Here is a 25429-nt window from a genome sequence, read left to right as displayed (position 1 = left end):
TGCGGCTTCGGAACCTTCCTGTTCCCCGCCCGCAGACTCGCGCATCAGAAACGCGCAGGCAGCAGACCTCGTGCCCCCCGCGAATCACCCCTCCGCAGACTCGCGCTGCGCATGGCCCGCGTGGCATCCGCAAATCGGCGGACGCGCTCGCGTTCCGGTGAGCACGCCGCGCCGCGCATTGATGCATCAGGCAATTCGCGAATAATGTCGGCTTTTTCATGAAAAAGCATTTGTCGGAGCAACAAGCTCCTGCTGCTTTGCCGACCAGCCTGCCCGGCGATCCTGTCGCCTGTCCGCCTCCGCCCTCCCTCCTGCCGGGGGTGCGCTTCGTGACACTTCTCCGGACCGGTCCTGCATCTTCAAGCAAGGGACGGTCATGCCACTTACGACACGCCGCCGGTTGCTCTGCGCAACAGCGCTGGTCGCCTTCTCATCCCCCGCCGTTGCCCACAGCGTCACCGGGCGCCTGCCATGGTCGCCGAACGAAGCCTATCCGCCCGACATCGTGCAGCCCGGTGGCTGGCTCTTCCTGCGGCCAGAGGAAGCCGCCACGCTGGACGCCGTTGTCAGCCGCCTGATCCCGGCGGATGATCTCAGCCCGAGCGGCAAGGATGTTGGCTGCACCATCTTCATCGACCGCCAGCTCGCTGGCCCCTGGGGCACCTACGACTGGTACTACATGCAGCCGCCCTTCGCGGATAAGCCGCTGCCGACGCAGGGTATCCAGTCGCCGCTGGTGCCGCAGCAGCAGTACCGCAAGGGTCTGGCGGCGCTCACCGCCTATTGCCGCGACACCTTCGGCGGCAAGACCTTCGAGCAGCTCTCCACCGAGGACCAGGACAAGCTCCTGAGCGGGATGGAGAAGGGCGAGGTTCACCTGCCCGGCCTGACGGCGCCGCAGCTCACCACCACCATGTTCTTCGCCCAGGTGCTCGACAACACCATCGAGGGCTTCTTCGCCGACCCGATCTATGGCGGCAACAAGGACATGGCCGGCTGGAAGATGATCGGCTTTCCCGGCACCCGCTACGACTACCGCGACGTCATCGCCAATCCCGGCAAGCCCTACACCAAGCCGCCCGTGGCGATCATGGGCCGGCCCGAATGGAACGGAAAGCCCGCATGAGCCGTCTGCCCAAGAAGGATGTCGTCATCGTCGGGCTGGGCTGGACCGGCTCGATCATGGCGCACGAGCTTGCGATGGCGGGCCTCGACGTGGTCGCCATCGAGCGCGGCCCATGGCGCGACACCGCCTCCGACTACAATATCGGCACCGCGCCGGACGAGTTGCGCTACGCCGTCCGCCAGGACATCTTCCTGCGCCCGGCACAGGACACGCAGACCGCGCGCAACAGCATGGACCAGGCGGCGCTGCCGATCCGCAAATACGGCTCCTACCTGCCCGGCAACGGCGTCGGCGGCGCCGGGGTGCACTGGAACGGCCATACCTGGCGCTTCTTCCCGAGCGACTTCAACCTGCGCTCGCACTACACCGAGCGCTACGGCGCCGGCATCTTTCCGGAGAACTGCACCGCGCAGGACTGGCCCGTCACCTATGACGAGCTGGAGCCGCATTATGACTTCTTCGAGAAGGTCAACGGCACCTCGGGCAGGGCGGGCAACCTGAAGGGCGCCATCCAGCCGGGCGGCAATCCCTTCGAGGGCTGGCGCTCCGACGAATATCCGACCAAGCCGCTCTCGCCCAACCTGGCGCAGATCATGTTCCAGAAGGCGGCGACGGAACTGGGCATGCACCCCTTCCCGCTGCCCTCCGGCAATATCTCGGAAGCCTATACCAACCCCTACGGCGTCCGCATGGCGCCCTGCACCTATTGCGGCTTCTGCGAGTGGTTCGGCTGCGCCAACTACTCAAAGGCCAGCCCGCTGGCCTGCGTCATGCCGGCGCTGGTCCGTCAGCCGAACTTCGAGGCCCGCACGCTCTGCGAGGTGACCAAGGTCAACACCACGCCCGACGGCAAGATGGCGACCGGCGTCACCTATGTCGATGCCGCCGGGCGCGAGTGGGAGCAGCCGGCCGACCTCGTGCTGCTCTGCGCCTACGCCCTGTTCAACGTGCGGCTGCTGATGATCTCGAAGATCGGCGCGCAGTACGATCCGGTCAGCAACACCGGCACGCTGGGGCGCAACTACGCCTACCAGACCAATGCCGGCTCGGTCGGCTACTTCAGCAAGGACGTGAACTTCAACTCCTTCGCCGGCGCCGGCTCCCTCGGCATGATGGCCGATGACTACAACGGCGACAATTTCGACCATACCGGCCTCGGCTTCGTCGGTGGCGCCAACATCAACTGCACCACCACGAATGCACGGCCGATCCGCACCCATCCGACCCAGCCCGGCGCGCCGAAATGGGGCTCCGCCTGGAAGCGGAGCATGGTGGAGACCGTCAACCACTACCAGTCGGTCGGCACGCAGGGCAGTTCGATGCCCTATCGCGACGTCTATCTGGACCTCGACCCGACCTACACCGACCGGCTCGGCCGGCCGCTGATGCGCATGACCTTCGACTTCAAGGAGAACGACCTGAAGATGTCGCGCTTCGTCGTGGACAAGACGGCGGAGATCGCGCGGGCCATGGGGGCGAGCAAGGTCACCACCAGCTACAAGAAGGGGCCATGGAACGTCGTCCCCTACCAGACGACGCACAACACCGGCGGCACGGTGATGAGCAGCACGCCGCAGGATGGCGTGGTCAACCGCTACACCCAGCACTGGGACGTGCCGAACCTGTTCGTCTCCGGGGCCAGTCTCTTTCCGCAGAATGCCGGCTACAACCCGACCGGCACCGTCGGCGCGCTGACCTACTGGGCGCTGGACGCGATCAAGAACAAGTACCTCAAGAACCCCGGCCAGGCGCTGGTGCAGGCATGATGCGCGGCACGATCCTCGCGGCGACGCTGCTCGCCGCCACGACCCTGGCCACCGCCGCCAGGGCCGACTCGGACAACTTCACCGAGCTGCAGCGCGGCCGGTATCTCACCACCGCCGGCGACTGCATGGGCTGCCATATCGGCCCGGACGGCCAGTCGATGGCGGGCGGCAACCTGCTGGAGACGCCCTTCGGCAATATCGCCGTGCCGAACATCACGCCGGACAACAAGACCGGCATCGGCACCTGGTCCGCGCAGGACTTCTACGAGGCGATGCATGTGGGCAAGCGGCCGGACGGGACGCATCTCTACCCCGCCTTCCCCTATACCTCCTTCACCAAGATGTCGCGCGCCGACACGGATGCGGTCTACGCCTATCTGCGCGCGCAGGAGCCGGTGGCGAACGAGGTCGACCGCAACACGCTGCCCTTCCCCTTCAACATCCGCCTGGCGATGTGGGCCTGGAACCGGCTGAACTTCACGCCTGGCGAGTTCAAGCCGGACCCGCAGAGGTCCGAGGCCTACAACCGGGGCGCCTATCTGGTGGAGGGTCCGGGCCATTGCGGCCTGTGCCACACGCCGCGCAACTTCATGGGCGGCGACGCGGCCAGCGATGAGCTGAAGGGCGGGGCGCTGCAGGGCTGGTTCGCACCCAATATCACCGCCGACAAGCATCTCGGCATCGGCGCCTGGTCGGAGGCGGAGATCGTGGACTATCTCCGCACCGGCCATACCGCCCGCACCGCCGCCAGCGGACCGATGAGCGAGGTCGTCGCCTATTCGACCAGCCAGATGACCGATGCCGACCTGAAGGCCATCGCCACCTATCTGCGCGAGCGCAGCGCGGTGGGGGCGCCGGCGCCGCAGCCGGTCGCCTCCACCGATCCGCACATGCAGGCCGGTGCCGCGATCTATGAGGACAGCTGCGCGGCCTGCCATGCCCGCGATGGCCAGGGCGTGGCCGGCATGTTCCCGCGGCTGGCCGACAACCAGCTGGTGCAGCAGACCGACCCATCGGGCATCCTGCATGTGGTGCTGCAGGGCTCGCGCTCCGTTGCGGCGCCGCAGGCGGTCACCGCCCCCGCCATGCCATCGCTGCGCTGGCGGCTGTCCGACCAGCAGGTGGCGGATGTCGCGACCTTCATCCGCAACAGCTGGGGCAATGCCGCGGCGGCCGTCACGACCGACCAGGTGAAGACGATGCGTGACGCCACGGCGGGTATCGCCATGTCGCAGGGCAATTGACCCTGGCCTTCCCCGCGCCCGGAGCCCGGGCGCGGGGAACCGGCCGTTCAGCCGCGCAGCCGGGCGGCGCGCCTGGACCGCGCGGCGGCCAGCAGCCCGTGGCGCGGCGCCAGCACCAGCGCCAGGCCGAAGCCGAGCGAGAGCGCCAGCACGATGCTGCCGGCCGGCGAGACATCGAGATGGAAGCTCAGCAGGAGGCCGAGCAGATTGGCCCCCACGGCCGCTGCCACCGCGATGGCCGTCATATGGCTGAGCCGGTCGCTGAGCAGGTAGCCGATGCAGCCCGGCGTGATCAGCAGCGCCACCACCAGGATGACGCCCACCGCCTGCACCCCCGCCACCACGGCCGCCGAGAGCAGCGCCAGAAAGAGGTAGCGCAGCGCGGTGGTGTTCAGCCCGATGCCCTGGGCATGCGCGGCGTCGAAGCAGAACAGCGCCAGATCCCGCCCCTTCACCGCCAGCACCGCCAGCGCCACCGTGCCGACCGCCAGCGTCTGCCAGAGGTCCTGCGGCTCGATGCCGAGGATATTGCCGAACAGGATATGCGTGACATGCGCCTCGGTGGTCAGGAAGGCGAGCAGCACCAGCCCGGCGGCGAACATGCCGGTGAAGACGACGCCCAGCGCCGCATCCTCCTTCACCCGGCTATGCGCCTGGATGAATCCCGCCCCCAGCGCGCAGGCCATGCCGGCCGCGAAGGCACCCAGCGCCAGCGGCAGCCCGGCGGCGGAGGCGATCACCACGCCGGGGAGCACCGCATGGGAAATCGCATCGCCGAGCAGCGACCAGCCCTTCAGCACGATATAGCAGGAGAGCATGGCGCAGACCGCCGCGACCAGCGTGCCGATACCCATCGCCTCCAGCATGAAGGGATAGGTGAAGGGCGCCAGGAAACCGCCGCTCATGCCGCGCCTCCCGCAGCCAGGGTCATGCGTCGCCGGGCGCGGCGGCCGGCCAGCAGGCCATGGCGCGGCGCCAGGAGCAGCACGAGCAGGAAGACCAGCGCCTGCAGGCTGACGATGACGCCTCCCGTCGAGCCATCCAGGAAGTAGCTGAGATAGGCGCCGGCAAAGGCCGTGGCGGCGCCCATGGCGGTGGCGCCGGCCATCATCCGTCCGAAGCGGTCGGTCAGCAGATGGGCGGCGGCGCCGGGCGCCACCAGCATGGCGATGACGAGCACCGCGCCGACCGCCACCATCGCCGCCACCGCCACGGCCGCGACACAGCCGAGCAGCAGCGTCTGCAGCAACCGCGTATTGAGCCCGATGGCGCGGGCATGGGTGGCGTCGAAGGCCCAGAGCATCAGGTCCCGCCCCCGCAGCGCCATGACCACGAGCACGCCGCCGGCGACGATCAGCATCTGCGCCGCATCGGCCGGGGCGATGCCCAGCACATTGCCGAAGACGATGGTCTGCAGGCGGAGATTGCTGGGGAAGAGGGTCAGCAGCACCAGCCCGGCACCGAAGAAGGCGGTGAACACCACGCCGATCGCGGCATCCTCGCGGATGCGGCTGTTGCGGCGGATGAAGCCCATGAGCCAGGCCGCCAGCAGGCCGGAGGCGAAGGCGCCGAGGGCGAAGGGCAGGCCCAGGATCCAGGCCAGCGCCACCCCCGGTACCACGGCATGCGAGAGCGCGTCGCCCAGCAGCGACCAGCCCTTCAGCGCCACGAAGCAGGAGAGCATGCCGCAGATGGCGCCGATCGCCGCGCTGACCAGCATGGCATTGCGCATGTACTCATAGGCGAAGGGGATCAGCAGGGTCTCGGCCATGGCTCCCCCCTTCAGCCCGCCGGCTGCAGCCGGCCGAGCACCTGGCCGTCGGCGCCGATCACCAGTTGCCGTCCATCCGGCCCCGGCAGAAGCGTCACCGCCCCGCCCGCCGCCGGGAAGGCCATGCCATGCCGCCGCGCGCTGCCGCCGAAGGCGCGGGCGAGCAGCTCCGGCCTGAAGACCTCGGCCGTCGGCCCGGCGGCCAGCACCGTGCCCTTGACCAGCGCCACCTGGTCGCAGAAGGCGGGCACGCTGGCGAGGTCATGCGTCGAGACCAGGATGATCCGCCCCTCGTCCCGCAGCTCGCGCAGCAGCGCGGTGATCTGCTCCTGGGTGGTGACGTCCACGCCGCCGAAGGGCTCGTCCAGCAGGATGATGCGGCCGTCCTGCGCCAGGGCGCGCGCCAGGAAGACCCGCTTCTTCTGCCCGCCCGAGAGCTGGCCGATCTGCCGCTCCGCGAACTCCGCCATGCCGACGCGGCGCAGCGCCTCCGCCACCGCGCGGCGATCGGCGGCGCCGGGGATGCGAAGCCCGTTCATGTAGCCGTAGCGGCCCATCATCACCACATCGCGGACGCTGACCGGGAAGGCCCAGTCCACCTCCTCGTTCTGCGGCACATAGGCCACCCAGTTGCGCCGCTGCGCCACCCGCACCGGCTGGCCGCCAATGCGCACGCTGCCGGAGGCCGGCACCACCATCCCCATGATCGCCTTGAACAGCGTGGACTTGCCGGCGCCATTCACCCCGAGCAGGCCGCAGATGGTGGGCCGCTCCAGCCGCAGCGAGGCGTCGCGCAGCGCCACATGCCCATTGGCATAGGCGACGGTGGCGCCTTCGACGGCCAGGCCGGGGCAGCCGGGCGACGGCGGCACGGTATCACGCATCGCGCCGCCCAGCAGCCAGCCGCCAAGCCGCCGGAGGGTGGAGCGGTGCGGGATGCGCCGCTCCGCAGTCAGGCCTGCGCCGCCCATCCACATCTCACTTCGCCTCCTGGAAGGCGCTGACGATGGCCTTGGCATTGTATTCCAGGAGGCTGGCGAAAGTCGGCGCCGCACCACCTTCCTCGGTCAGGCTGTCCACGTAGAGCACGCCGGCGAAGCGGGAGCCGGCCTCGCGCGCCACCTGCCGCATCGCCCGGTCGCTCACCGTGCTCTCGCAGAACAGCGCGGGAATGCGGTGCTCGCGGACGGTATCGACCACCTGCCTGACCTGCCGCGGCGTTCCCTGCTCCTCCGCGTTGACCGGCCAGAGGTAGAGTTCCTTCAGGCCGTAGTTGTCGGTCAGGTAGGAGAAGGCGCCCTCGCAGCTCACCAGCCAGCGGCGCCCCTCGGGAATGCGGGCGAGCCGCTCGCGGATCGGCGCGTCCAGCGCCCGGAGCTGCGCCGTGTAGCGCGCCGCATTGGCGTTGTAGGTTGCGGCGTTGCGCGGGTCGGCGGCAGCCAGCGCCTTGCGGATGTTCTCGACATAGATCACCGCATTGGCCGGCGACATCCAGGCATGCGGGTTGGGCCGCCCGGCATAGGGCCCCTCGGCAATCGCCATCGGCCGGATGCCCTCGGTCAGCACGGCGGAGGGCACGTCCTTCACCCGCTGGAAGAAGCGCTCGAACCAGCGCTCCAGCCCCAGGCCGTTCCACAGCACCAGGTCGGCGGCCTGGGTCTTCACGATGTCCAGGGGCGTCGGCTCGTAGTCATGGATCTCGGCTCCGGGGCGGGTGATCGACTCCACGATCGCCGCCTCGCCGGCCACGTTCTGCGCCATGTCCTGCAGGATGGTGAAGGTGGTCACGGCGCGGAGCGGCCGCTCACGCGGCTCCTGCGCCGCCGCCGGGGCGCCGGGCAGGGCGGCGGCCAGCAGGGCCAGCGCGGCGAGGCTTCGCCGGAGACGGGGGTTCATTCTTGCTCCTCCTGTGCATGCGTCGTTCATCTCATGTCCAATATGGAGCATGTAGCACAGGCTACAATCAAGGGCACATGCTGCATCTTGAGTGAAGTTGCCACACCTTGCTCCCTGCGGCATTTTGCCGCCGCCATGACCACCCAAGACCCCAAGCCTAGTGCCCCTCCCGCGCGGAAGGCGGCCGCCGTGCCGGAGCCGGCCGAGATGCCCGCGGAAGGCACGCAGGCGGCGCGCCACGCCTCAGCGCGGGCCGGCCGCGCCTCGGCCGTGCTGGAAGACTATGTCGAGCTGATCGATGACCTGCTGACCGAGGAGGGCGAGGCGCGGCCGACCGACCTGGCCCGGCGCCTGGGCGTCTCGCATGCCACCGCCATCAAGAGCATCGCGCGGTTGAAGGCGCTGGGGCTGGCCTATTCCAGGCCCTATCGCAGCATCTTCCTGACCGAGGAGGGGCATGCGCTGGCCCGCAAGGTGCGCGCCCGGCATCGCGTGGTGGTGGACCTGCTGAAGGCAGTGGGGGTGCCCGACGACGTGGCGGAGAGCGACGCCGAGGGGCTGGAGCACCATGTCAGCGAGGTGACGCTGGAGGCCTTTGCGGCCTTCCTGCGCCGCACCGGCGGGAAAACCTGAAGAAAAGGACAGGGGCCTGGGGAAATTCCTTCCCCCAGGCCTGGCGCGGCCCCGGCTACACTGCTTCCTTCTGCGGCCGCACCACCCGCAGCATCCGCAGCAGGAGCGGCCCCAGCAGCCCGGAGAGCGTCACCGCCAGCAGCAGCAGCGCGATCGGGCGGTGGGCGAAACCCAGCGGGTTCTGGTCGAAGATGATCATCGACTGCTTCAGCGCCTCTTCCAGCATGCCGCCGAGCACCAGCCCCATGATCAGCGGTGCCGGCGAGAAGCCGTGGCGGCGGAACAGGAAGCCGACGCCGCCCGCCACCAGCATGATCACCACATCGCCCATGGACTGGTTCGGCCCGTAGGCGCCGATGACCGAGAGCACGAAGACCGCCGGCCAGAGGAGGGTGGGCGGGATCAGGCTGATGCGCGCGAACAGCTTCGCCATGCCCAGGCCGAGCACGAGATAGAGAAGGTTGGCCGCCAGCATCGAGGCGAAGACCGCGTAGAGCAGCACCGGCTGCTCGTTGAAGAGATGCGGGCCGGGCCGCACGCCCTGCACGATCAGCCCGGCCAGGATGATCGCCGTGGTGGCGCTGCCGGGGATGCCGAGAGCGAGGGTCGGCACCATCGAGCCGCCAACCGCCGCGTTGTTCGCCGCCTCCGGCCCCGCCACGCCCTCCAGCGCGCCATGGCCGAACTCGTGCTTGTGCTTCGACCAGCGCTGCGTCTCGTTATAGCCCACCAGCGCCGCCGTGGTGGCGCCGAGCGCCGGCAGCGCGCCGATGAAGGCGCCGATGACGCTGCCGATGCCGATGGCGCGGCCGCATTTGCGGAAATCGGCGCCGGTCGGCAGCTTGGCCGCGTCCATGGAGATCAGCTTCGGCTCCTCGGCGCGGCGGGTGGACTGGTCGAGCATCTCCGACACGGCGAAAAGGCCGATCAGCACGGGCACGAAGTTGATGCCGTCGGAAAGCTCCATGATGCCGAAGCTGTAGCGCTCCACGCCGCTGGTCAGGTCGATGCCGACGGTGGCCAGCAGCACGCCGAGCGCGGCGGTGATCAGGTTCTTGACCCGGCCGTCGCCACCGATGGCGGCGCACATGGAGAGGCCGAAGACCGCCAGCGCGAAATATTCCGGCGGCCCGAAGCTGTAGGCGGCGCGGGCCAGCAGGGGGGCGGCAAAGATCAGCATCACCACGCTGAAGATGCCGCCGATCGCCGAGGCCACGGCCGACATGCCCAGCGCCAGCCCGGCCTGGCCGCGCTCGGCGAGCCTGTAGCCCTCGATGGCGGTGGCCGAGGAGGAAGGGTCGCCGGGGGCATTGACCAGGATGGCGGTGATCGAGCCGCCGAAATTGGCGGCGCAATAGACCGAGCCCATGAAGGCGAGCGCGGCGATCGGGCTGACCCCGATGGTCAGCGGCAGCAGCAGCGCGATGGTGGTGCTGCCGGAAATCCCCGGCAGGGCGCCGACGACAATGCCGAGCACCGTGCCCGCCAGGATCATGCCGAGGATGAGCGGATCGGTCAGCGTGGCCATGCCGGCCAGGAAAGCGTCCATGCCCCGCTCCTCAGGAGAAGAACCGGTCGCCCAGCCAGCCACCCGGCAGGCTCAGCGCGAACAGCCGCACGAAGACCAGCCAGATGCCGGCCACCAGCCCGACCGCCGAGCCCAGCAGCAGCCCGCGCCGCCGCTCGCCCCAGAGCCAGCCCAGCGCGATGAGGAAGACCAGCATCGCCGGCAGCATGCCGACCACCATCATCAGCGGCAGGAAACCGATAGCGAGCCCCATGGTGCCCCAGCCGGCCGCCGGAACGCGCGGCGGCGGCTTGCGCGACGCCGGATTGAGGGCGAGCAGCACGGCAAGGCCAAGCAGGACGAGGCAGACGAGGCGCGGGAACTCGGCCGCGCCGAGGCCCTGGGCGAGGCCCGGGGGCACCTCGTCGAAGCCGTAGGTGGCGGCGAAGGCGGCGATGGCCACCGCCGCCACCGCCGCCGCGCAGAGCCGGTCGGGCTGCGCCCTCATCGCAGCAGGCCCAGCGAGGTCAGGGCCTCGCGCGCCTGCCCGTTGAACTCGACGAGCTGCTCCTGCCACTCCTTCTGCCCGGTGACGCTGTCCGAGGCCTGGCCGGAGGACTTCAGGTAGGACTGGAAGACCTGGCCGGACATCGCCTTGACCAGCCCGGATTCGAGCTTCGCCACGCGGTCCTCCGGCGTGCCCTTCAGCACCACGAAGCCGCGCGTGGTGGCCGCCGTGGCGCGGATGCCGAGCTCCTGAGCGGTCGGCACATCGGGCATGGTCGCCAGTCGCTGGCGGGAGAGCACCAGCACGGGCTTCACCTCGCCCGCGCCGATCTGCGCCTCGGCCTCCGCCGGGTTGAGCAGCGCGACGTCGATATTGCCGCCGACCAGGTTGATGACGATGTCGCCGCCGCCGCGGAAGGGCACCAGCGTCGGCGCCTTGAAGCCGCCGGCGCGGGCGAAGGAGAAGATCGCCACATGGTCCACGCTGCCGACATGCGTGCCGCCGTATTTCAGCCCGCGCTCCTTCGAGGCCTCGATGAAGGCGCGCGGATCGGCCAGTGGGCTGCCGGCCTTCACCATGATCATCTGCGGGTCCTCGGTGGCCCGCGCGACGCCCACCAGCTCGTCGAACTGCGGCAGGCTCTTGTTGCGCAGCATGGTCAGCAGATGGGTCTGCGTGATCAGCAGGATGGTGTGCCCGTCGCGCGGGCGGGAGGCGGCGTATTGCAGCGCCGCGGCACCACTGCCGGCGGTACGGTTGACCACGGTGAACTCGGTGCCGAGGACGGCCGGCGCCTGCACCATCATCATGCGCGCGGTGATGTCGGTGCCGCCGCCGACGCCGGCATGCGTCACCACCTCGATGATCTTGGAGGGGAACTTCTCCTCCTCGGCGCACAGCAGGCCGGGCGCGGCGAGCAGGCCGAGGCTAGCGGCGCCGGCGCCGAGCAGGCTCCGGCGGGTCGTGCTGGGTGGGTGGCTCTTGGTCATCGTGTCCTCCTCGCGCCGTCTGTCGCGGCTTGGTGGAACTTGCGCCGGGGCTGCTGGCGGCGAAGCGCCGCTTGCCGCCCCGGATATGCGCCTCGCCGGCCGCGTGGGCGGCCGCCGGGTCGCGCGCGCGGATGGCCGCCAGCAGCGTGGCGTGCTCGGCGTTGCTCTCGCGCATCTTCTCCGGCTGCACGAGGGCGCGGCGGCGGAACAGATGCAGCTCGTTGCCCAGGTCGGCGTAGATGCGCTGCGCGCGCGGACCGCTGCCGAGCTCCATCACGGCCTCGTGGAACTCGAGGTTGAGGGCGTAGTAGCGCGGCGCGTCATCGGCATCGGCGGCGCGCTCCATCTCCGCGACCAGCGCGGCGAGGCGGTCCTCGGCGCCCGGCGGCGGGGCGGCGGCGATGACCTCGCAGGCGCGGGCGGTCAGCAGCGCGCGCAGGTCGTAGAGTTCCAGCGCCTCCTCGATGCTGACCTTGCGGACATAGCTGCCCTGGTTGACCACGGTGACCACCAGGCCCTGGCGCTCCAGCCCGCGGATCGCCTCGCGCACCGGCCCGCGGCTGACGCCGAGGCGCAGCGCGAGGGCCTGCTCGTTGAGCCGGCTGCCCGCCTCGATGGCGCCCGTGAGGATCAGCCGTTCGATCTCCTGCCGCACCACGGAGGTGAGGGAGCGGGTTCGCAGCAGGGTGATCTCGCTGGGCGCTTCGCCTGTCATGGCCGTATCAAATCCCGTGAAGTGCAAATCGTCAACAGTTTGCACCGCCTCCGGAACATGCTACGCCTCGGCACGGAGGAACAGCATGAACGACATCGTCACCGCTCCCACCACTGCTGCGGCGCCAGGCACCGCGGCATCCTCGGCCCTCGCCGGCACCGTGGTGCTGGACCTCACCCGCGTGCGCTCCGGCCCGACCTGTGTGCGCCAGCTGGCGGACTGGGGCGCCGAGGTCATCAAGATCGAGATGCCCGAGGGCATCGACGCCGGCGATCCGATGGGCGGCCCGCGCAACGGGCCGGACTTCCAGAACCTGCACCGCAACAAGCGGGGCATGACGCTGAACCTGAAGGACAAGGACGGCCTGGCGCTGTTCAAGCGGCTGGTCGAGAAGGCGGATGTCGTGGTCGAGAACTTCCGGCCCGACGTGAAGGACCGGCTCGGCATCAGCTATGCCGAGCTGGAGAAGGTCAATCCGCGCATCATCCTCGCCTCGATCTCCGGCTTCGGGCAGGACGGGCCCTATGCCGGGCGGCCGGGCTTCGACCAGATCGCCCAGGGCATGGGCGGGCTGATGTCCATCACCGGCCTGCCCGGCCAGGGGCCGGTGCGCGTCGGCATCCCCATCGCCGACCTCTGCGCCGGCATCTTCGCCGCCCAGGGCATCCTGGTGGCGCTGCTGGAGCGCGAGAAGAGCGGCCGCGGCCAGTGGGTCTCCACCAGCCTGCTGGAGGCGCAGCTCTTCATGCTGGACTTCCAGGCCGCCCGCTGGCTGATGGCCGGCGAGGTGCCGAAGCAGGCCGGCAACAACCACCCGACCAGCATCCCCACCGGCGTCTTTCCGACCAGCGACGGCCATATCAACATCGCCGCCTCCGGCCAGCGCATCTGGGAGCGCGCCGCCGAGGCGCTCGGCCGCAAGGACTGGCTGGAGAACCCGGACTACGCCACCGGCCAGGCGCGCAGCCAGAACCGCGACACGCTGAACGCCGAGATCGCCAAGGTGACGGCGACGCGTACCAGCGCGGAGTGGGTGGAGGCATTGAACCAGGCCGGCGTGCCCTGCGGCCCGATCTACTCCATCGACCAGGCCTTCGCCGACCCGCAGGTGCGGCATCTCGGCGTCGCGCGCGAGTTGCCGCGCGACGGCGAGCCGGTCCGCTATGTCGGCCAGCCCGTCCGCCTCTCGCGCACGCCGAGCGAGGTGGTGGCGCATCCGCCCGCCATCGGCGAGCATACGGAGGCGGTGCTGCACCAGCTCGGCCTCGATGCGACGACCATCGCCGAGTTGCGCAGCCGCCGCGTGGTCTGAGGCTTCCGGGGGCGGCGGGAAGGACCCGACCGCCCCCTCCCCTTCGCCAGGCCCCGGGCGGGCCGGGCGGCGTCAAGGAGACCGCGATGGAACTGGCCACCACCACCCCCAAGATGCAGGCGCGCAAGGACGCCGGCATCGGCTGGATGACCTTCAACAACCCCGAGCGCCACAACGCCGTCAGCATGGAGATGTGGCAGGCGGCCGAAAGCATCCTGGCCGACTTCGCCGAGGACCCCGAGGTGCGCGTCATCGTGCTCTCCGGCGCGGGCGGCAAGGCCTTCGTCTCCGGCGCCGACATCTCGAAATTCGAGAGCGAGCGCTCCTCGGCGGAGGCGGTCGCCGCCTACAACGCGCAGACCGAGCGCGTCTATGGCGGACTCTACCGGCTGGCCAAGCCGGTCATCGCCATGATCGAGGGCCACTGCATCGGCGGCGGCGTGGCGCTGGCCACCTGCTGCGACATCCGCATCTGCAGCGAGAACTCGAGCTTCGGCATTCCCGCCGCCAGGCTCGGCCTGGGCTATGGGCTGAAGGGCGTCTCGCGCCTGATGAGCCTGATCGGCCCCTCCTACACCAAGGAGCTGTTCTTCACCGCCCGCCGCTTCACCGCCGCCGAGGCGGAGCGGATGGGGCTGGTCAACCGCGTGCTGCCCCGGGGCGAGGTGCAGGACTTCGTCGCCACCATGGCGCAGGAAATCGCGGCCAATGCGCCGCTCACCGTCACCTCGATCAAGCGCATCGTCGGCGAGGCGCTGAAGGACGAGGCAACGCGCGACACCGCCCTCTGCGACCAGCTGGTGGCGGAATGCTTCGGCAGCCAGGACTATATCGAGGGCCGCCGCGCCTTCCTCGAGAAGCGCAAGCCGGCTTTCCAGGGCCGCTGAGCCTTCCGCAACGGGCCGGGGAAAGGCCACGGGGCCGGGGAGCCGCTTTCCCGGCCCTTCCGCCATGCCGCCCACCGGGGTTGCGGCGCGAATCCTTTCTCACCCGCCGGGAACCAGAGGGCGCCCGGCCGTGTTGCTTGGGGCAGCGAGCCGCGCAGGCCCCGCGGCATGAAAGGGACAGCCCATGAAATGGACCCTCGTCTTCGCAGCCCTGGCCGCGTCGGCGCCGGCCTTGGCGCAGCCGCAGGGCGGCGCGGCAGCGCAGGCGCCGCGCCAGGGACAGACCCAGGCCGGGCCGGTGCAGGTGGCGGTGGTGGCCGGCGGCCTGGACCATCCCTGGGGTCTCGCCTTCCTGCCGGACGGGCGCATGCTGGTCACGGAACGGCCGGGCCGGCTGCGCGTCGTCACCCGCGAAGGGCAGGTCTCGGAGCCCGTCCAAGGGGTGCCTGAGGTCTTCGCCCAGGGCCAGGGCGGACTGCTCGACGTGGCGCTGGCCCCGGACTTCGCCAGCAATCGCCAGATCTACCTCTCCTTTGCCGAGCCCGGACCGAGCGGCACCGCCTCCACCGCCGTGGCGCGCGGGCGGCTGGACGCGGCGGCCACGCAGTTGCAGGGGCTGGAGGTCATCTTCCGGCAGGAGCCCAAGGTGAGCGGCGGCAACCATTTCGGCTCGCGGCTCGCCTTCTCGCCGCAGGGGCAGCTCTTCGTCACCATGGGCGAGCGCTTCAAGTTCCAGCCGGCGCAGGATCTCTCCAGCGGCCTCGGCAAGATCGCGCGCCTCAACCCGGACGGCAGCATTCCCCGGGACAACCCCTTCGTGGGCCGCTCGGATGCCCGACCGGAGATCTGGTCCTATGGGCACCGCAACGTGCAGGGCGCGGCCATCAACCCGGCGACCGGCGTGCTCTGGACGCATGAGATGGGCCCGCGTGGTGGCGACGAGCTGAACATCCCGCAGGCCGGGCGCAACTACGGCTGGCCGGTGGTGAGCTGGGGCCGGCACTACAATGGCGAGCCCATCCCCGATCCCTCGACGCGGCCGGACCTCGCTGGCTCGGTGCGCCACTGGACACCGGTGATCTCACCTTCCGGCATGACCTTCTACACCGGAGGCGCCTTTCCGGGCTGGCGGGGCAACCTGTTGATCGGCGGCCTCACCGCGCAGGGGATCGTCCGGCTGGAGCTGGACGGCGACAAGGTCACGCAGGAGCACCGCATCGCCCTGGGCCAGCGCATCCGGGATGTCGAGCAGGGGCCGGACGGGGCGGTCTATGCCCTCACCGACAAGGATCAGGGAGAGATCCTGCGCCTCACGCCCGCGGCTGGCGCAGGGCGCTGAGGGCCGGCGCGCTGCCGCCAGTGCCTGTGAGCAGTAACTTCATGGCTTCTCCTCCGCCCAAAGGCTCACCGTTCGGAAATCGCCGTGAGCTCGGAGGCCAGCGCGTTTTCCGTTCGCTCTGGCTCACGGAAAACGCGCTGGCCGTTTGTTTTGACGAGCATCTTTACCCGTTCCGATGATGCCATCGGAACGGGATCTGCTCTAACGCTGCCCGGCAGAAGGGGTTGAGGAATTGGAGCATAAATGCGTCACCAACTGACACAGTTGTGCCGCATTTCCCTCTGCCACGTCGTTGCGCGGACTGCTACCACCCCTCGATGGCACTGCCGATCTGCTGTGCCGCCTCGCGCAGGACAGGGAGAAAGCGGCGCCGCATCAGCTCCAGCGAGGCGCGCGCGCTCGATGTGCCGATGTTCAACGCGGCGCAGGTCCTGTCGCTGCGGTCAAGGACCGGAACGGCAATGGAGCGGCTGCCGACCTCCAGTTCGCCATCGATGATGGCGTAGCGCAGGCGCCGCACCTCGTGGATGCGGGCGCGGAACTTCTCCGGATCCACCAGGGTTTTTTCCGTCCAGGCGTGAAGCGGGTGGCGGGCCATCCAGGTTTCGAGATCCGCCTCACCGAGACCGGCGAGCAGGACCCGCCCGAGCGATGAGCAATGCGCCGGCAACCGCGTGCCGATGTCGATGCGCGAGGAGAAGACGCGCTGCGTCTCCACGCGGGCGACATAGACGATGTCCGGCCCGTCGAGCACCGCCATCGAGCAGGATTCGCCGAGCTTTTCGCTGACGCCTTTGATGATTGCCGTCGCCACCTCGCCGCGGCCGAAGGAGGCGAGATAGCCCTGACCGAGGTGCAGCACCTTCGGCGTCAGCCAGAACAGCTTGCCGTCGCTGGCGACGTAGTTCAGCTCGGAAAGTGTCAGCAGCAGCCGGCGCGCCGTTCCGCGGCTGAGGCCGGTCATCTGCGCCACATGCGACAGCGTCATGCGTTCGCGGCCACGCCCGAAGGTTGCGAGCACGGCCAGGCCGCGCTCCAGCGCGTTGACGAACTCGCGGCCCTGCCGCCCCGCATCCGCCTGCGTTGCGCGCGGCTGCGACACCTCCGCAGCCACAACGCGCCCCTGCGCCGCCGAAGCCTGCTTCGGTCCTGGCTGCAAACTCTCCCTCCCCCGGCATCCGGACACGGCTTCGTTGCGGCATTACCGCCTCTCGATCGGCAGCGGCAAGACGCAATCACCGGAAGCGGGCGATGGATTTTCCGCTTGACAGAGCAGCGACCTCGGCTCGACCCTGCCGCACGGAAACGGACACTTGTCCGCCAGACGGACAAGCCCGCGCGGGGCGCAAGCCGCCCGGAAAGCAATGGAACGGCCCGCCTCCCCCGGGGAGGAAGGAATGCCGAGGGGAAGGGACGAGATGGTTCTGGAGATTCGCGGCACTCATCGCCGTTCGAACCGGCCCTCCGATGGCCGCATTCCTCCCGCGCCTTCGCCTGCACCCGCCCCTGGCCTGATCCGGGGCCGCCAGAGCGCCGCCGCACGTTGAAGCCGCAGGGCCTGCGGGCCAACTATCCCTTCAGCGAAGAACAACGAACCACTGGGAGAGAGACACTATGCTGCAACGCCGCATATTCCTGCTGGCGACCGCCGCCGGCCTCGCCGCGCCTGGCATCCTCCGTGCGCAGGGCAGCCCCTATGTCGTCGGCACGCTGTTCCCGATGTCGGGCCCCAACGCCGAATACGGCATGCTCTTCACCAACGCCGTGCAGCTTGCCTTCGAGCACATCAAGGCCGACGGCATGCTGAAGCGGCCGATCGACCTGCGCGCGCAGGACAGCCTCGCCACGCCGCAGGGCGGCGCGGTGGGCATGCAGAAGCTCGCCAGCGTTGATGGCGCGCCCTATGTGATGCTCGGCTTCACCGGCGTCTCCAAGGCCGCTGCGCCGATCGGCACGCGCAGCAAGGTGATGATGGTCAATGGCGGTGGCGTCGGCCCGGATCTCGCGGGACTGTCGCCCTATTTCTGGAACGTCATCCCGCTGGTGAACCAGGAAGTGAAGGCACTGCTGCCATGGCTGCAGCAGAAGAGCCTGAAGCGGGTCGCGCTGATCTATGTCGACGATCCGCTGGGCAACTCAGTCCTGGAGCAGCTTCGCAAGGGCCTCCCCGGGGTCGGCGGCGAACTCGTTGACACCTACAGCGTGCCGCCTGCCGCGCAGCAGTTCGCCGCCGTCGCCGCCAAGGTGCGGAGCGCCAATCCGGACGCCGTGTACTTCGCCAGCTACGGCGCGCAGCAATCGCAGATCATCAAGCAACTGCGCGACAACGGCATCAGGCAGCAGCTTCTGACCTATTCCGCCGGGAGCATTCCCTCGGTCCTGAGCCTGCCGGAGAGTGAGGGGCTGGTCTATACCAGCCAGGCGGCCGACTGGTCCTCGGCGCAGGACCCGGTGACCCAGCGCTTCGTGAAGGACTGGCGCGCCAAGTACAATTCCGATCCGTCGATCTATCACCAGAACTACTACAACGCGATGCGCCTGTTCGGTCTGCTCGCGCAGGAGCTGGAGAAGGCGGGCACGCCGGTGAATGGCGAAAACCTGCTTCAGACCCTGCTGAAGGTGCGCCAGTTCACCTTCGTGGGCGGCGAGGGCACCTTCCAGGATAATGGCACGCTGGAGTTGCCCATGCAGATCAACCAGATCCACGACGGCCGCGCGCAGAAGATCGCATGACGTCATGCTGTTCCTGCAGCTTCTGCTCAGCGGCATCCAGACGGGGGCGATCTACGCGCTGACGGCGGCGGGTTTCGCGCTGATCTTCGGCGCGACCCGCATCTTCCATGTCGCCCATGGCGCCACCTTCGCTCTGGCGGGCTACGCCTTCCTGGCCTGCAGCCAGGCGGGCCTGCCCTGGTTCGTGGGTTGCCTTGCCGCGTTGCTGATCGCCGTCGGTTTCGGCCTGGCGATGGACGCCTTCATCTACCGCCCGATCCAGCGGCATGAGGGCTCCTTCTTCACCGTCTTCGTCGCCGCCTTCGGCATGACGATCGCGGTGCAGAGCCTGATCGAGATCGGCTTCGGCCGCGGCTTCGCGGTGGTGGACACCCCCCTGACCATGGCGCGCGCCGTGGTGCCCGGCCTCTATCTCGCCGACATCTTCTGGGTGGCGACCGGCGTCGCGTTGGTGCTCTTCATCCTCGTCACGCTGTTCCTGGAACGCACGCGGGCCGGCATCGGCCTGCGCGCCCTCTCCGAGAATCCGGAGCTGCTGCGCGCCTATGGCCTGTCCTCGCGCCGGCTTTCCGCCCTCGCCTTCGGCCTCGGCTCGGCGCTGGCGGTGCCCGGCGCGGTGCTGACGGCCGCCACCTCCGGCCTTCAGCCGGCGATCTCCGCCCAGGTCATGCTGATCAGCCTCGCCGCCGCGGTGGTGGGCGGCATCGGCAGCCTGCGCGGCGCCGCCCTGGCCGGGCTGCTGCTCGGCGTGGTGGAAAACCTCGTCATTTCCGCCGTGGACACGCAATGGAGCAGCGCGGCGGGCTTCGTCGTCCTCTTCGCCTTCATCCTGTTCCGTCCCAGCGGCCTGTTCGGCCAGGCGGTGACCCGATGATCGCCTATCTGACCAACCTCGCGACGCTGGCGACCATCTTCGGTATCCTGGCGGCGAGCCTGAACCTGCTGATCGGCTATGCCGGCATCTTCAGCATCGCCCATGCCGTGTTCTTCGGGCTCGGCGCCTATGCCGGGGCACAGCTCGCCATGCTGCTGGTGCCGGACCTGCTGCTCGCCTGCCTCGCCGGCGGGCTGGTGGCGGGGGCGCTGTCGCTCTGCCTCGCGCTGCCGGCGCTGCGCGTGCGCGGCGAGTATTTCGTCGCCGCCAGCCTAGGATTGCAGATGATGGCCGTGACGGTCTTTTCCGAGGCGCATGCCGTCACCGGCGGCCATGGCGGGCTGGTCGGCATCCCGCTGGCCTCGCTGCTGGGCTTCGACATCTCGGCGCCCGCCACCTTCCTGATGGTCTGCCTCGTCGTGCTGGCGCTGATGCTGCTCGTCATCCGCCTGCTGATGCGCGGCAGCTTCGGCCGCGGCCTGATGGCGATCCGCGACAGTGAATCCGCCGCCGAGGCCTTCGGCAAGAACGTGGCCCGGCTGAAGACCCTCGCGGTGGTGCTGGGCTGCGCCATGGCCGGCGTCGCCGGCGTGCTCTTCGCCTTCTACATGGCCTTCGTGAACGTCGAGAGCTTCACCTTGGAGCAGTCCATCCTGGTGATGGCGATGGTCATCATCGGCGGCACCGCAACGCTGATCGGCCCGCTGGTCGGCGTGCTCCTGCTGCTGCTGCTGCCGGCCGGCCTCTCCTTCCTGCCCTTCATCCCGCCGACGGAGATCGGTTCCGTGCAGCAGCTCATCTACGGCCTGGCCATGGCGCTCCTGATGATTTTCCGGCCCGCCGGGCTGGCCGGGCAGTCTACGGGGCAGCGCTGATGAGCGCGATCCCTCTCTCCGTCCGTGGGCTGGACAAGCATTTCGGCGGCCTCGCCGCGGTGCAGCGCGTGGACCTCGACCTGCGGCCTGGCGTCACCACCGCCCTGGTCGGGCCGAACGGCGCCGGCAAGACCACACTGTTCAACCTGATCACCGGCAACATCGTGGCGGATTCCGGCGATGTGCTGCTGGACGGCGCCTCGGTGCGCGGGCTGCGGCCCTATGAGATCGCCCGGCGCGGCGTGGCCCGCAGCTTCCAGGACCTGCGGCTGTTCGGCCGCATGTCCGTGCGGGACAATGTGCTTGCGGCACTGGAACCCGCCTCCTGGCTCTGGCAGCCCGGCGGCGGCGGCGCGCGGCGGGCACGGGAGAAGGCGGTGGAGGCGGCGCTGGAGCGCACCGGCCTCACTGCCCAGGCCGATGCCCGCGCCATGGACCTCGCCTATGCCGAGCGGAAATTCCTCTCCCTTGCCCGCATCCTGGCGACCGGCGCGCGAATCTGGCTGCTCGACGAGCCGGCCTCCGGCCTCGACCCCAACTCGCGCGCGCGCTTCGTCAATCTGGTGCGGCAGGCGGTCTCGGAAGGCGTGACGATCTGCCTGATCGAGCACAACCTCGACATCGTCACCGAGCTGGCGGACCGCATCGCCTTTCTCGACCGTGGCGCCAAGCTGGCGGAGGGCGAGCCGCAGGAAATCCTGAGCAATCCGCAGCTCATCAGCATCTATTTCGGGGAGCCGCGGTGATGACTGTCCTGACCGCCGCGAGCACGGCAGCCTCCGGCGCCGCCGCCCCGCCCGCCCTGGAGGTGCGCGGCCTCACCGCCGGCTATGGCGGGCGCGAAGTGCTGAGTGGCCTCGACCTCGCCCTGCCGCAGGGCGAGGTGCTCTGCCTCGTCGGCCATAACGGCGCCGGCAAGTCCACGCTGATGAAGCTGCTCTTCGGCCTGCACCAGCCGGATGGCGGCAGCATCCACCTGCGCGGCAAGGCGATCCAGCCGCGCCCCGACGCCATGGCGCGCGAGGGCGTGGCCTATGTGCCGGAGGGACGCGGCGTCTTCCCGGGCCTCAGCGTGCGGGAGAACTTCGCCCTCGCCCTCTGGTCCGCCGGGCTGGAGAAGGCGGAGGGCGAGGCGCGCACCGAGGAGGTGCTGCAGGTGCTGCCGCGCATCCGCGAGTTCTGGACACGCCGCGCCGGGCAGCTTTCCGGCGGCCAGCAGCAGATGGTTTCGGTCGGGCGCGCGCTGCTTTCGCGCCCCTCCATCCTGCTGCTGGACGAGCCCTCCATCGGCCTCGCGCCCAAGACCTTCCAGGACCTGATGACGCCGATCCGCGCGCTGCAGCAGCAGCTCGGCATGTCGATCCTGCTGGTCGAGCAGAATGTCGGCGAGGCCTTCGCGGTCTCCGACCGGGTGGTGGTGATGAAGTCCGGCCAGGTCATCTTCCGCGGGGTGCCGGCCGACCTGGCCGACCATGCGAAGCTGATGGAGATGTTCTGATGGATGAGGCCCTGGCGCGGCGCCTCCGCCGCATCGAGGACGAGCTGGAGATCGGCCAGCTTCGTGCACGCTACTGCCATCTGCTCGACGACCGCAAATGGCCGGAGTTCGTGGACCTCTTCACCGGGGACGGCCTGTTCTCCGGCCTGAAGGAGGTGCAGGGCCGCGCCGAGCTGCTGCGCTTCTTCCAGGCGTTCTCGCAGACGACGGAGGACTTCTGGCACTTCTGCACCAATGGCACGGTGGAGATCGAGGGCGACACGGCACGCGGCCGCATCTCGCTCGAATATCTCTCCGCCACCGGCGGCGTCTCCTACGTCTCCGCGGGCCACTACGACGACGTGATGGTGCGGGTGGACGGGCGCTGGCGCTTCCGCTCCCGCCACATCACCTTCTACTTCCTGACGCCGCTGAGCGAGGGCTGGGCCGGTCGGCCCTTCCCCGGTCGCCGCGCCGCTTCCTGACAGGAAAGACCACGCAATGCTGTTTCACGTCCGCATGGAAGTCCGCCTGCCGCCCGACATGCCGGCCGAGCAGGCCAATGATATCAAGGCACGCGAGAAGGCGCACGCGCAGGAGTTGCAGCGCCAGGGCAAGTGGCCGCATCTCTGGCGCGTCGCCGGCCGGTACGCCAACATCTCCATCATCGACGTGGCCGACGCGGACGAGCTGCACGCGCTGCTCTCCTCCCTGCCGCTCTTTCCCTACATGGACATCCATGTGACGCCGCTGGCCCGGCATCCCTCCGCGATCTGACGCCGGGATCAGGAGGAAACGTCATGTCGGAAACAAACGATCCGCCGCTGCGCATTCTGGCGGAGGGGCTGCGCTTCCCGGAAGGCCCCGTGGCCATGCCGGATGGCTCGGTGCTGCTGGTCGAGATCGCGGCCGGCGTCATCAGCCGCATCGGGCCGGACGGGCAGCGCAGCCTCGCCGCGCGCCCCGGGGGCGGGCCGAACGGCCTGGCCATGGGGCCGCGCGGCAAGCTTTATGTCTGCAACAACGGCGGCTTCGACTGGACCGAGGCCGGCGGCCTGCTGCGCCCGCATGGCCAGGCGCAGGACTATGCCGGCGGCAGCATCCAGCGCGTGGACCTCGCGACCGGCACGGTCGAGACGCTCTACACCGAATGCGACGGGGTGAAGCTGCGCGGCCCGAACGACATCGTCTTCGACAACGAGGGCGGCTTCTGGTTCTCCGACCTCGGCAAGGTGCGCCCGCGCGACCGTGACCATGGCGCGGTCTTCTGGGCCGCCGCCGATGGCTCGCGCATCGTCGAGGCCGCCCTGCCCGTCCCCGGCGGCGCCAACGGCATCGGCCTCTCGCCGGACGGCAAGGTGCTCTACGCCGCCGAGACCGAGACCGGCCGCCTCTGGGCCTGGGACATCGAGGGACCGGGCAGGCTGCGCAAGCATCCCTGGCCGAGCCCGCATGGCGGACGGCTGGTCTGCCAGTTCCCCGGCTTCCGCCGGCTGGACAGCCTCGCCGTGACGGCGGCCGGCAATATCTGCGTCGCCACGCTGGTGAGCGGCGAGATCACCACCGTCGCCCCTTCGGGCGAGATCCTGCGCGTGGTGCCGATGCCCGATCTGATGCCGACCAACATCTGCTTCGGCGGCCCGGACCTGCGCACCGCCTATGTGACGCTGTCCACCACCGGAAAGCTGGTGGAGCTGCCCTGGGATGAGCCCGGCCTGCGCCTCGCCCACAGCTGACGCCCCCCCGGAGCCATCCTCCACCGCCGCGCGGATGGCTCCGTCGCTTCGCCCGCGCGGCAGCTCCGCCCGGCATGGTCCCGCCGGGCGAAGTTCTGCCCTAGGATGCGCTCCATGTCCCAGGAATCCCCGATGCATCAGCCGCCGCAGGCCCAGGTTCCCTCGCTCTATCACCGCCGGATCGGCGACATCGTCGTCACCGCCGTCAGCGACGGTCATCTCGACGGCTCCAACGCCATCCTGCAGAACCTGCCGCAAGAGGAGATCGCCGAACTGCTCATCGGTGCCTTCCGTCCCTCGCCGCGACGGACCTCGGTGAACACCTTCCTGATCCATGCCGGCGGCCGCGTGGCGCTGATCGACACCGGCTGCGGACCGAACCTGCAGGCCTCGGCCGGCAAGCTGCTCGGCAACCTCGCCGCGCTCGGCCTGGCGCCGGCGGCGGTGGACACGGTGATGCTGACGCACCTGCACCCCGACCACTCGAACGCCTTGACGGACGCCGCCGGCGCGGCAGTCTTCCCGAATGCCGAGCTGGCCCTGCACGAGGCCGAGCTGGCCTACTGGCAGGACCCGGCCGCCCCTGAGCAGGTCAAGGCACGTGGCCAGGGCGTGCCCTACTTCGCCGTGGCACAGGCGCAGATGGCGCCCTATCAGGACCGGCTGCGGCCCTTCCTCGGCGGCGAGGTCTTCCCCGGCGTCACCGCCGTACCCCTGCCCGGCCATACCCCCGGGCACACCGGCTACCGCATCGCCTCCGGCGACGAATCCCTGCTGATCTGGGGCGACATCGTGCATGTGCCGGAGGTGCAGGTGCCGCATCCCGAGGTCACCATGCAGTTCGACGTGGACCCGGCGCTGGCGGCCGAAACGCGGCGGCGGGTCTTCGACATGGTGGCCACCGACCGCCAGCTGATCGCCGGCATGCACACCCACTTCCCCGCCTTCGCGCACATGGCCCGCCGGGTGGACGGCTATCACCTCTACCCCGAGGTCTGGCGGACCGCGCTGTAACGCGGCCCGCCCGCGCCCGCTTCAGCCGAAGCGGACGGCGAGGCTGATCAGGTCATGGTCGGTCAGCACGGTGCCGTCCGGCGCCAGGGCGGACACCATGTGCGGGTCGCTCACATGGCAGCCGCGGGTGCAGAACCAGTCGAGCTGCCGCTGCTCCGCGCCCGGGCTCCAGCGGCTCGGCCGCGTGCTGGGCGAGGCGAGGTTGGCCGCGCGCCAGTCATAGCCCTGCCGGCGCGCCGTCTCGAAAAGCAGCTCGCGCGGGTCGTCATAGCCCCCGGCACCGACATGCGTGTTGAGGTCGCCGCCGATCACCACCGGCAGCGAACCCGCGAGTTCGTCCAGCGCGGCCAGCAGGGTCGCCATCTGGCGGTTGCGCCCTTCGAAGTCGGAGCGGCTCTCCAGATGCACGCTGCAGCCGACGAACTCCTGCCCCTCATGCCGGAAGATGGCGGCCAGCGCCATGCGGGTGCCGATGCGCTTCTGGCCGCCCTTCGGCTCCACGAACCAGTCGGCCACCTCGTCCAGCCGGATCAGCACGGGGTCACGGAAGGGCAGCGCGGTGGTGAAGGCGTTGCCGTGGAAGCCGAGCGTGTTCTCCGGCGGGTTGCCGGGGAAGTCCACCGGCGCCGGCATGGTGGCCAGTTCCAGGAACTCCAGGCCGAAGGCGTAGCGATGGCCCAGCGCCTCCGCCACCGCGCGCGTGGTGTGGCGCTGGCCCGTGCGGTGGCAGCCATTGTCCACCTCGCTCAACAGCACGAGGCCGGCGCCCTCCTGCCGCAGCAGCGCGGCGCTCTCCGCCGGGAAGAGGCAGCGCTCCAGGTTCCAGGCGGCGATGCGCAGCGGGCTGGACGGCGGCGCCGCGCTCGCCGTGCCGCCGGTTTCGATCTCGCGGAAAGCCGGCATGGAGGCCAGCGCCTCGGCATGCACCTCCTGGCCGCCCGTCGAGGCTGCGTATTCGGCGCGGCGGGAGGCCGGCACCGGCGTCATGGCGGGAACCGTGTCGCGGAAGATGGGGAGAGGCATGGCG

Annotated in this window: 26 protein-coding genes; 16 read left to right on the top strand and 10 right to left on the bottom strand. The window is 69.8% G+C overall.

Annotated elements, in window-relative coordinates:
• The first annotated feature begins 376 nt into the window (after positions 1 to 376).
• Genes QMO56_RS05130 through QMO56_RS05120 form a run of 3 tightly spaced genes read left to right on the top strand, consistent with a single transcriptional unit; the run spans position 377 to position 4136 of the window.
• Positions 377 to 1126 carry a gluconate 2-dehydrogenase subunit 3 family protein gene (locus QMO56_RS05130; protein WP_283523962.1) on the top strand — a complete coding sequence of 250 codons (750 nt, stop codon included), beginning with the start codon at positions 377 to 379 and terminating at the stop codon, positions 1124 to 1126.
• A complete protein-coding gene (locus QMO56_RS05125) occupies positions 1123 to 2892 on the top strand; it encodes a GMC family oxidoreductase (protein ID WP_283523961.1) in 1770 nt (589 codons plus the stop codon). The genes QMO56_RS05130 and QMO56_RS05125 overlap by 4 nt, the downstream gene beginning before the upstream one ends.
• The gene (locus QMO56_RS05120) at positions 2889 to 4136 is read left to right on the top strand and encodes a cytochrome c (RefSeq protein ID WP_283523960.1); all 1248 of its coding nucleotides are present in this window, start codon (positions 2889 to 2891) and stop codon (positions 4134 to 4136) included. The genes QMO56_RS05125 and QMO56_RS05120 overlap by 4 nt, the downstream gene beginning before the upstream one ends.
• Before the next feature lie 47 nt (positions 4137 to 4183).
• Here the strand turns inward: QMO56_RS05120 and QMO56_RS05115 are convergent, their stop codons facing one another.
• Genes QMO56_RS05115 through QMO56_RS05100 form a run of 4 tightly spaced genes read right to left on the bottom strand, consistent with a single transcriptional unit; the run spans position 4184 to position 7803 of the window.
• Positions 4184 to 5041, bottom strand: coding sequence for a metal ABC transporter permease (locus QMO56_RS05115; protein WP_283523959.1), 858 nt, complete (start codon positions 5039 to 5041; stop codon positions 4184 to 4186).
• A complete protein-coding gene (locus tag QMO56_RS05110; RefSeq protein WP_283523958.1) occupies positions 5038 to 5907 on the bottom strand; it encodes a metal ABC transporter permease in 870 nt (289 codons plus the stop codon). Before QMO56_RS05110 ends, QMO56_RS05115 begins: the two co-directional genes overlap by 4 nt.
• A gap of 11 nt (positions 5908 to 5918) precedes the next feature.
• A complete protein-coding gene (locus QMO56_RS05105; protein ID WP_283523957.1) occupies positions 5919 to 6878 on the bottom strand; it encodes a metal ABC transporter ATP-binding protein in 960 nt (319 codons plus the stop codon).
• Positions 6879 to 6885: 7 nt separating this feature from the next.
• Positions 6886 to 7803, bottom strand: a complete 918-nt coding sequence (locus tag QMO56_RS05100) for a metal ABC transporter substrate-binding protein (RefSeq protein ID WP_283523956.1) — start codon at positions 7801 to 7803, stop codon at positions 6886 to 6888.
• Positions 7804 to 7938: 135 nt separating this feature from the next.
• On the opposite strand from QMO56_RS05100, the gene mntR reads away from it, so the two are divergent.
• Entirely contained in the window at positions 7939 to 8436 is a 498-nt protein-coding gene (gene mntR / locus QMO56_RS05095; RefSeq protein ID WP_283523955.1) for a manganese-binding transcriptional regulator MntR, read from the top strand.
• Between the two features lie 55 nt (positions 8437 to 8491).
• On the opposite strand, the gene QMO56_RS05090 is transcribed toward mntR, so the two are convergent.
• From QMO56_RS05090 to QMO56_RS05075, 4 genes are read right to left on the bottom strand one after another with little or no spacing between them, the layout of a single operon-like run.
• Entirely contained in the window at positions 8492 to 9985 is a 1494-nt protein-coding gene (locus QMO56_RS05090; protein WP_283523954.1) for a tripartite tricarboxylate transporter permease, read from the bottom strand.
• A 10-nt stretch (positions 9986 to 9995) separates the two neighbouring features.
• Entirely contained in the window at positions 9996 to 10451 is a 456-nt protein-coding gene (locus QMO56_RS05085; protein WP_283523953.1) for a tripartite tricarboxylate transporter TctB family protein, read from the bottom strand.
• A complete protein-coding gene (locus QMO56_RS05080) occupies positions 10448 to 11440 on the bottom strand; it encodes a tripartite tricarboxylate transporter substrate binding protein (RefSeq protein ID WP_283523952.1) in 993 nt (330 codons plus the stop codon). The genes QMO56_RS05085 and QMO56_RS05080 overlap by 4 nt, the downstream gene beginning before the upstream one ends.
• Positions 11379 to 12155: a GntR family transcriptional regulator gene (locus QMO56_RS05075; RefSeq protein ID WP_283523951.1), complete on the bottom strand. Its 777-nt coding sequence runs from the start codon at positions 12153 to 12155 to the stop codon at positions 11379 to 11381. Before QMO56_RS05075 ends, QMO56_RS05080 begins: the two co-directional genes overlap by 62 nt.
• 85 nt (positions 12156 to 12240) lie before the next feature.
• On the opposite strand from QMO56_RS05075, the gene QMO56_RS05070 reads away from it, so the two are divergent.
• The 3 genes from QMO56_RS05070 (at position 12241) to QMO56_RS05060 (ending at position 15693) form a co-directional block, all read left to right on the top strand.
• Positions 12241 to 13467, top strand: coding sequence for a CaiB/BaiF CoA-transferase family protein (locus QMO56_RS05070; RefSeq protein ID WP_283523950.1), 1227 nt, complete (start codon positions 12241 to 12243; stop codon positions 13465 to 13467).
• 86 nt (positions 13468 to 13553) lie between these two features.
• On the top strand, positions 13554 to 14354 hold the full coding sequence (locus QMO56_RS05065) for an enoyl-CoA hydratase (protein WP_283523949.1): 801 nt from the start codon (positions 13554 to 13556) through the stop codon (positions 14352 to 14354).
• Between the two features lie 184 nt (positions 14355 to 14538).
• Positions 14539 to 15693, top strand: a complete 1155-nt coding sequence (locus QMO56_RS05060; RefSeq protein WP_283523948.1) for a PQQ-dependent sugar dehydrogenase — start codon at positions 14539 to 14541, stop codon at positions 15691 to 15693.
• A gap of 304 nt (positions 15694 to 15997) precedes the next feature.
• On the opposite strand, the gene QMO56_RS05055 is transcribed toward QMO56_RS05060, so the two are convergent.
• Positions 15998 to 16795 (bottom strand): IclR family transcriptional regulator C-terminal domain-containing protein, encoded by a 798-nt coding sequence (locus tag QMO56_RS05055; RefSeq protein ID WP_283523947.1) that lies wholly within the window; start codon positions 16793 to 16795, stop codon positions 15998 to 16000.
• Positions 16796 to 17307: 512 nt separating this feature from the next.
• Between QMO56_RS05055 and QMO56_RS05050 the strand changes: the two genes are divergently transcribed.
• The 9 genes from QMO56_RS05050 (at position 17308) to QMO56_RS05010 (ending at position 24402) form a co-directional block, all read left to right on the top strand.
• On the top strand, positions 17308 to 18426 hold the full coding sequence (locus tag QMO56_RS05050) for an ABC transporter substrate-binding protein (RefSeq protein ID WP_283523946.1): 1119 nt from the start codon (positions 17308 to 17310) through the stop codon (positions 18424 to 18426).
• A 4-nt stretch (positions 18427 to 18430) separates the two neighbouring features.
• The gene (locus QMO56_RS05045) at positions 18431 to 19300 is read left to right on the top strand and encodes a branched-chain amino acid ABC transporter permease (RefSeq protein WP_283523945.1); all 870 of its coding nucleotides are present in this window, start codon (positions 18431 to 18433) and stop codon (positions 19298 to 19300) included.
• Entirely contained in the window at positions 19297 to 20175 is an 879-nt protein-coding gene (locus QMO56_RS05040) for a branched-chain amino acid ABC transporter permease (protein WP_283523944.1), read from the top strand. Before QMO56_RS05045 ends, QMO56_RS05040 begins: the two co-directional genes overlap by 4 nt.
• Entirely contained in the window at positions 20175 to 20921 is a 747-nt protein-coding gene (locus QMO56_RS05035) for an ABC transporter ATP-binding protein (RefSeq protein ID WP_283523943.1), read from the top strand. Before QMO56_RS05040 ends, QMO56_RS05035 begins: the two co-directional genes overlap by 1 nt.
• Entirely contained in the window at positions 20921 to 21673 is a 753-nt protein-coding gene (locus QMO56_RS05030; RefSeq protein WP_283523942.1) for an ABC transporter ATP-binding protein, read from the top strand. The genes QMO56_RS05035 and QMO56_RS05030 overlap by 1 nt, the downstream gene beginning before the upstream one ends.
• Entirely contained in the window at positions 21673 to 22137 is a 465-nt protein-coding gene (locus QMO56_RS05025; RefSeq protein WP_283523941.1) for a nuclear transport factor 2 family protein, read from the top strand. Before QMO56_RS05030 ends, QMO56_RS05025 begins: the two co-directional genes overlap by 1 nt.
• Before the next feature lie 16 nt (positions 22138 to 22153).
• A complete protein-coding gene (gene catC, locus QMO56_RS05020) occupies positions 22154 to 22429 on the top strand; it encodes a muconolactone Delta-isomerase (protein ID WP_283523940.1) in 276 nt (91 codons plus the stop codon).
• A gap of 23 nt (positions 22430 to 22452) precedes the next feature.
• Positions 22453 to 23388: an SMP-30/gluconolactonase/LRE family protein gene (locus QMO56_RS05015; protein WP_283523939.1), complete on the top strand. Its 936-nt coding sequence runs from the start codon at positions 22453 to 22455 to the stop codon at positions 23386 to 23388.
• Between the two features lie 114 nt (positions 23389 to 23502).
• The gene (locus tag QMO56_RS05010) at positions 23503 to 24402 is read left to right on the top strand and encodes an MBL fold metallo-hydrolase (protein ID WP_283523938.1); all 900 of its coding nucleotides are present in this window, start codon (positions 23503 to 23505) and stop codon (positions 24400 to 24402) included.
• A 21-nt stretch (positions 24403 to 24423) separates the two neighbouring features.
• Here QMO56_RS05010 and QMO56_RS05005 read toward each other — a convergent pair whose 3' ends face one another.
• Positions 24424 to 25425 carry an endonuclease/exonuclease/phosphatase family protein gene (locus tag QMO56_RS05005; RefSeq protein ID WP_283523937.1) on the bottom strand — a complete coding sequence of 334 codons (1002 nt, stop codon included), beginning with the start codon at positions 25423 to 25425 and terminating at the stop codon, positions 24424 to 24426.
• Between the last annotated feature and the right edge of the window lie 4 nt (positions 25426 to 25429).

Origin of the sequence: Roseomonas sp. E05 (assembly GCF_030063475.1) — a bacterium.
Lineage (GTDB): Bacteria > Pseudomonadota > Alphaproteobacteria > Acetobacterales > Acetobacteraceae > Pseudoroseomonas.
This window is presented reverse-complemented; position numbering and strand designations above follow the sequence as displayed.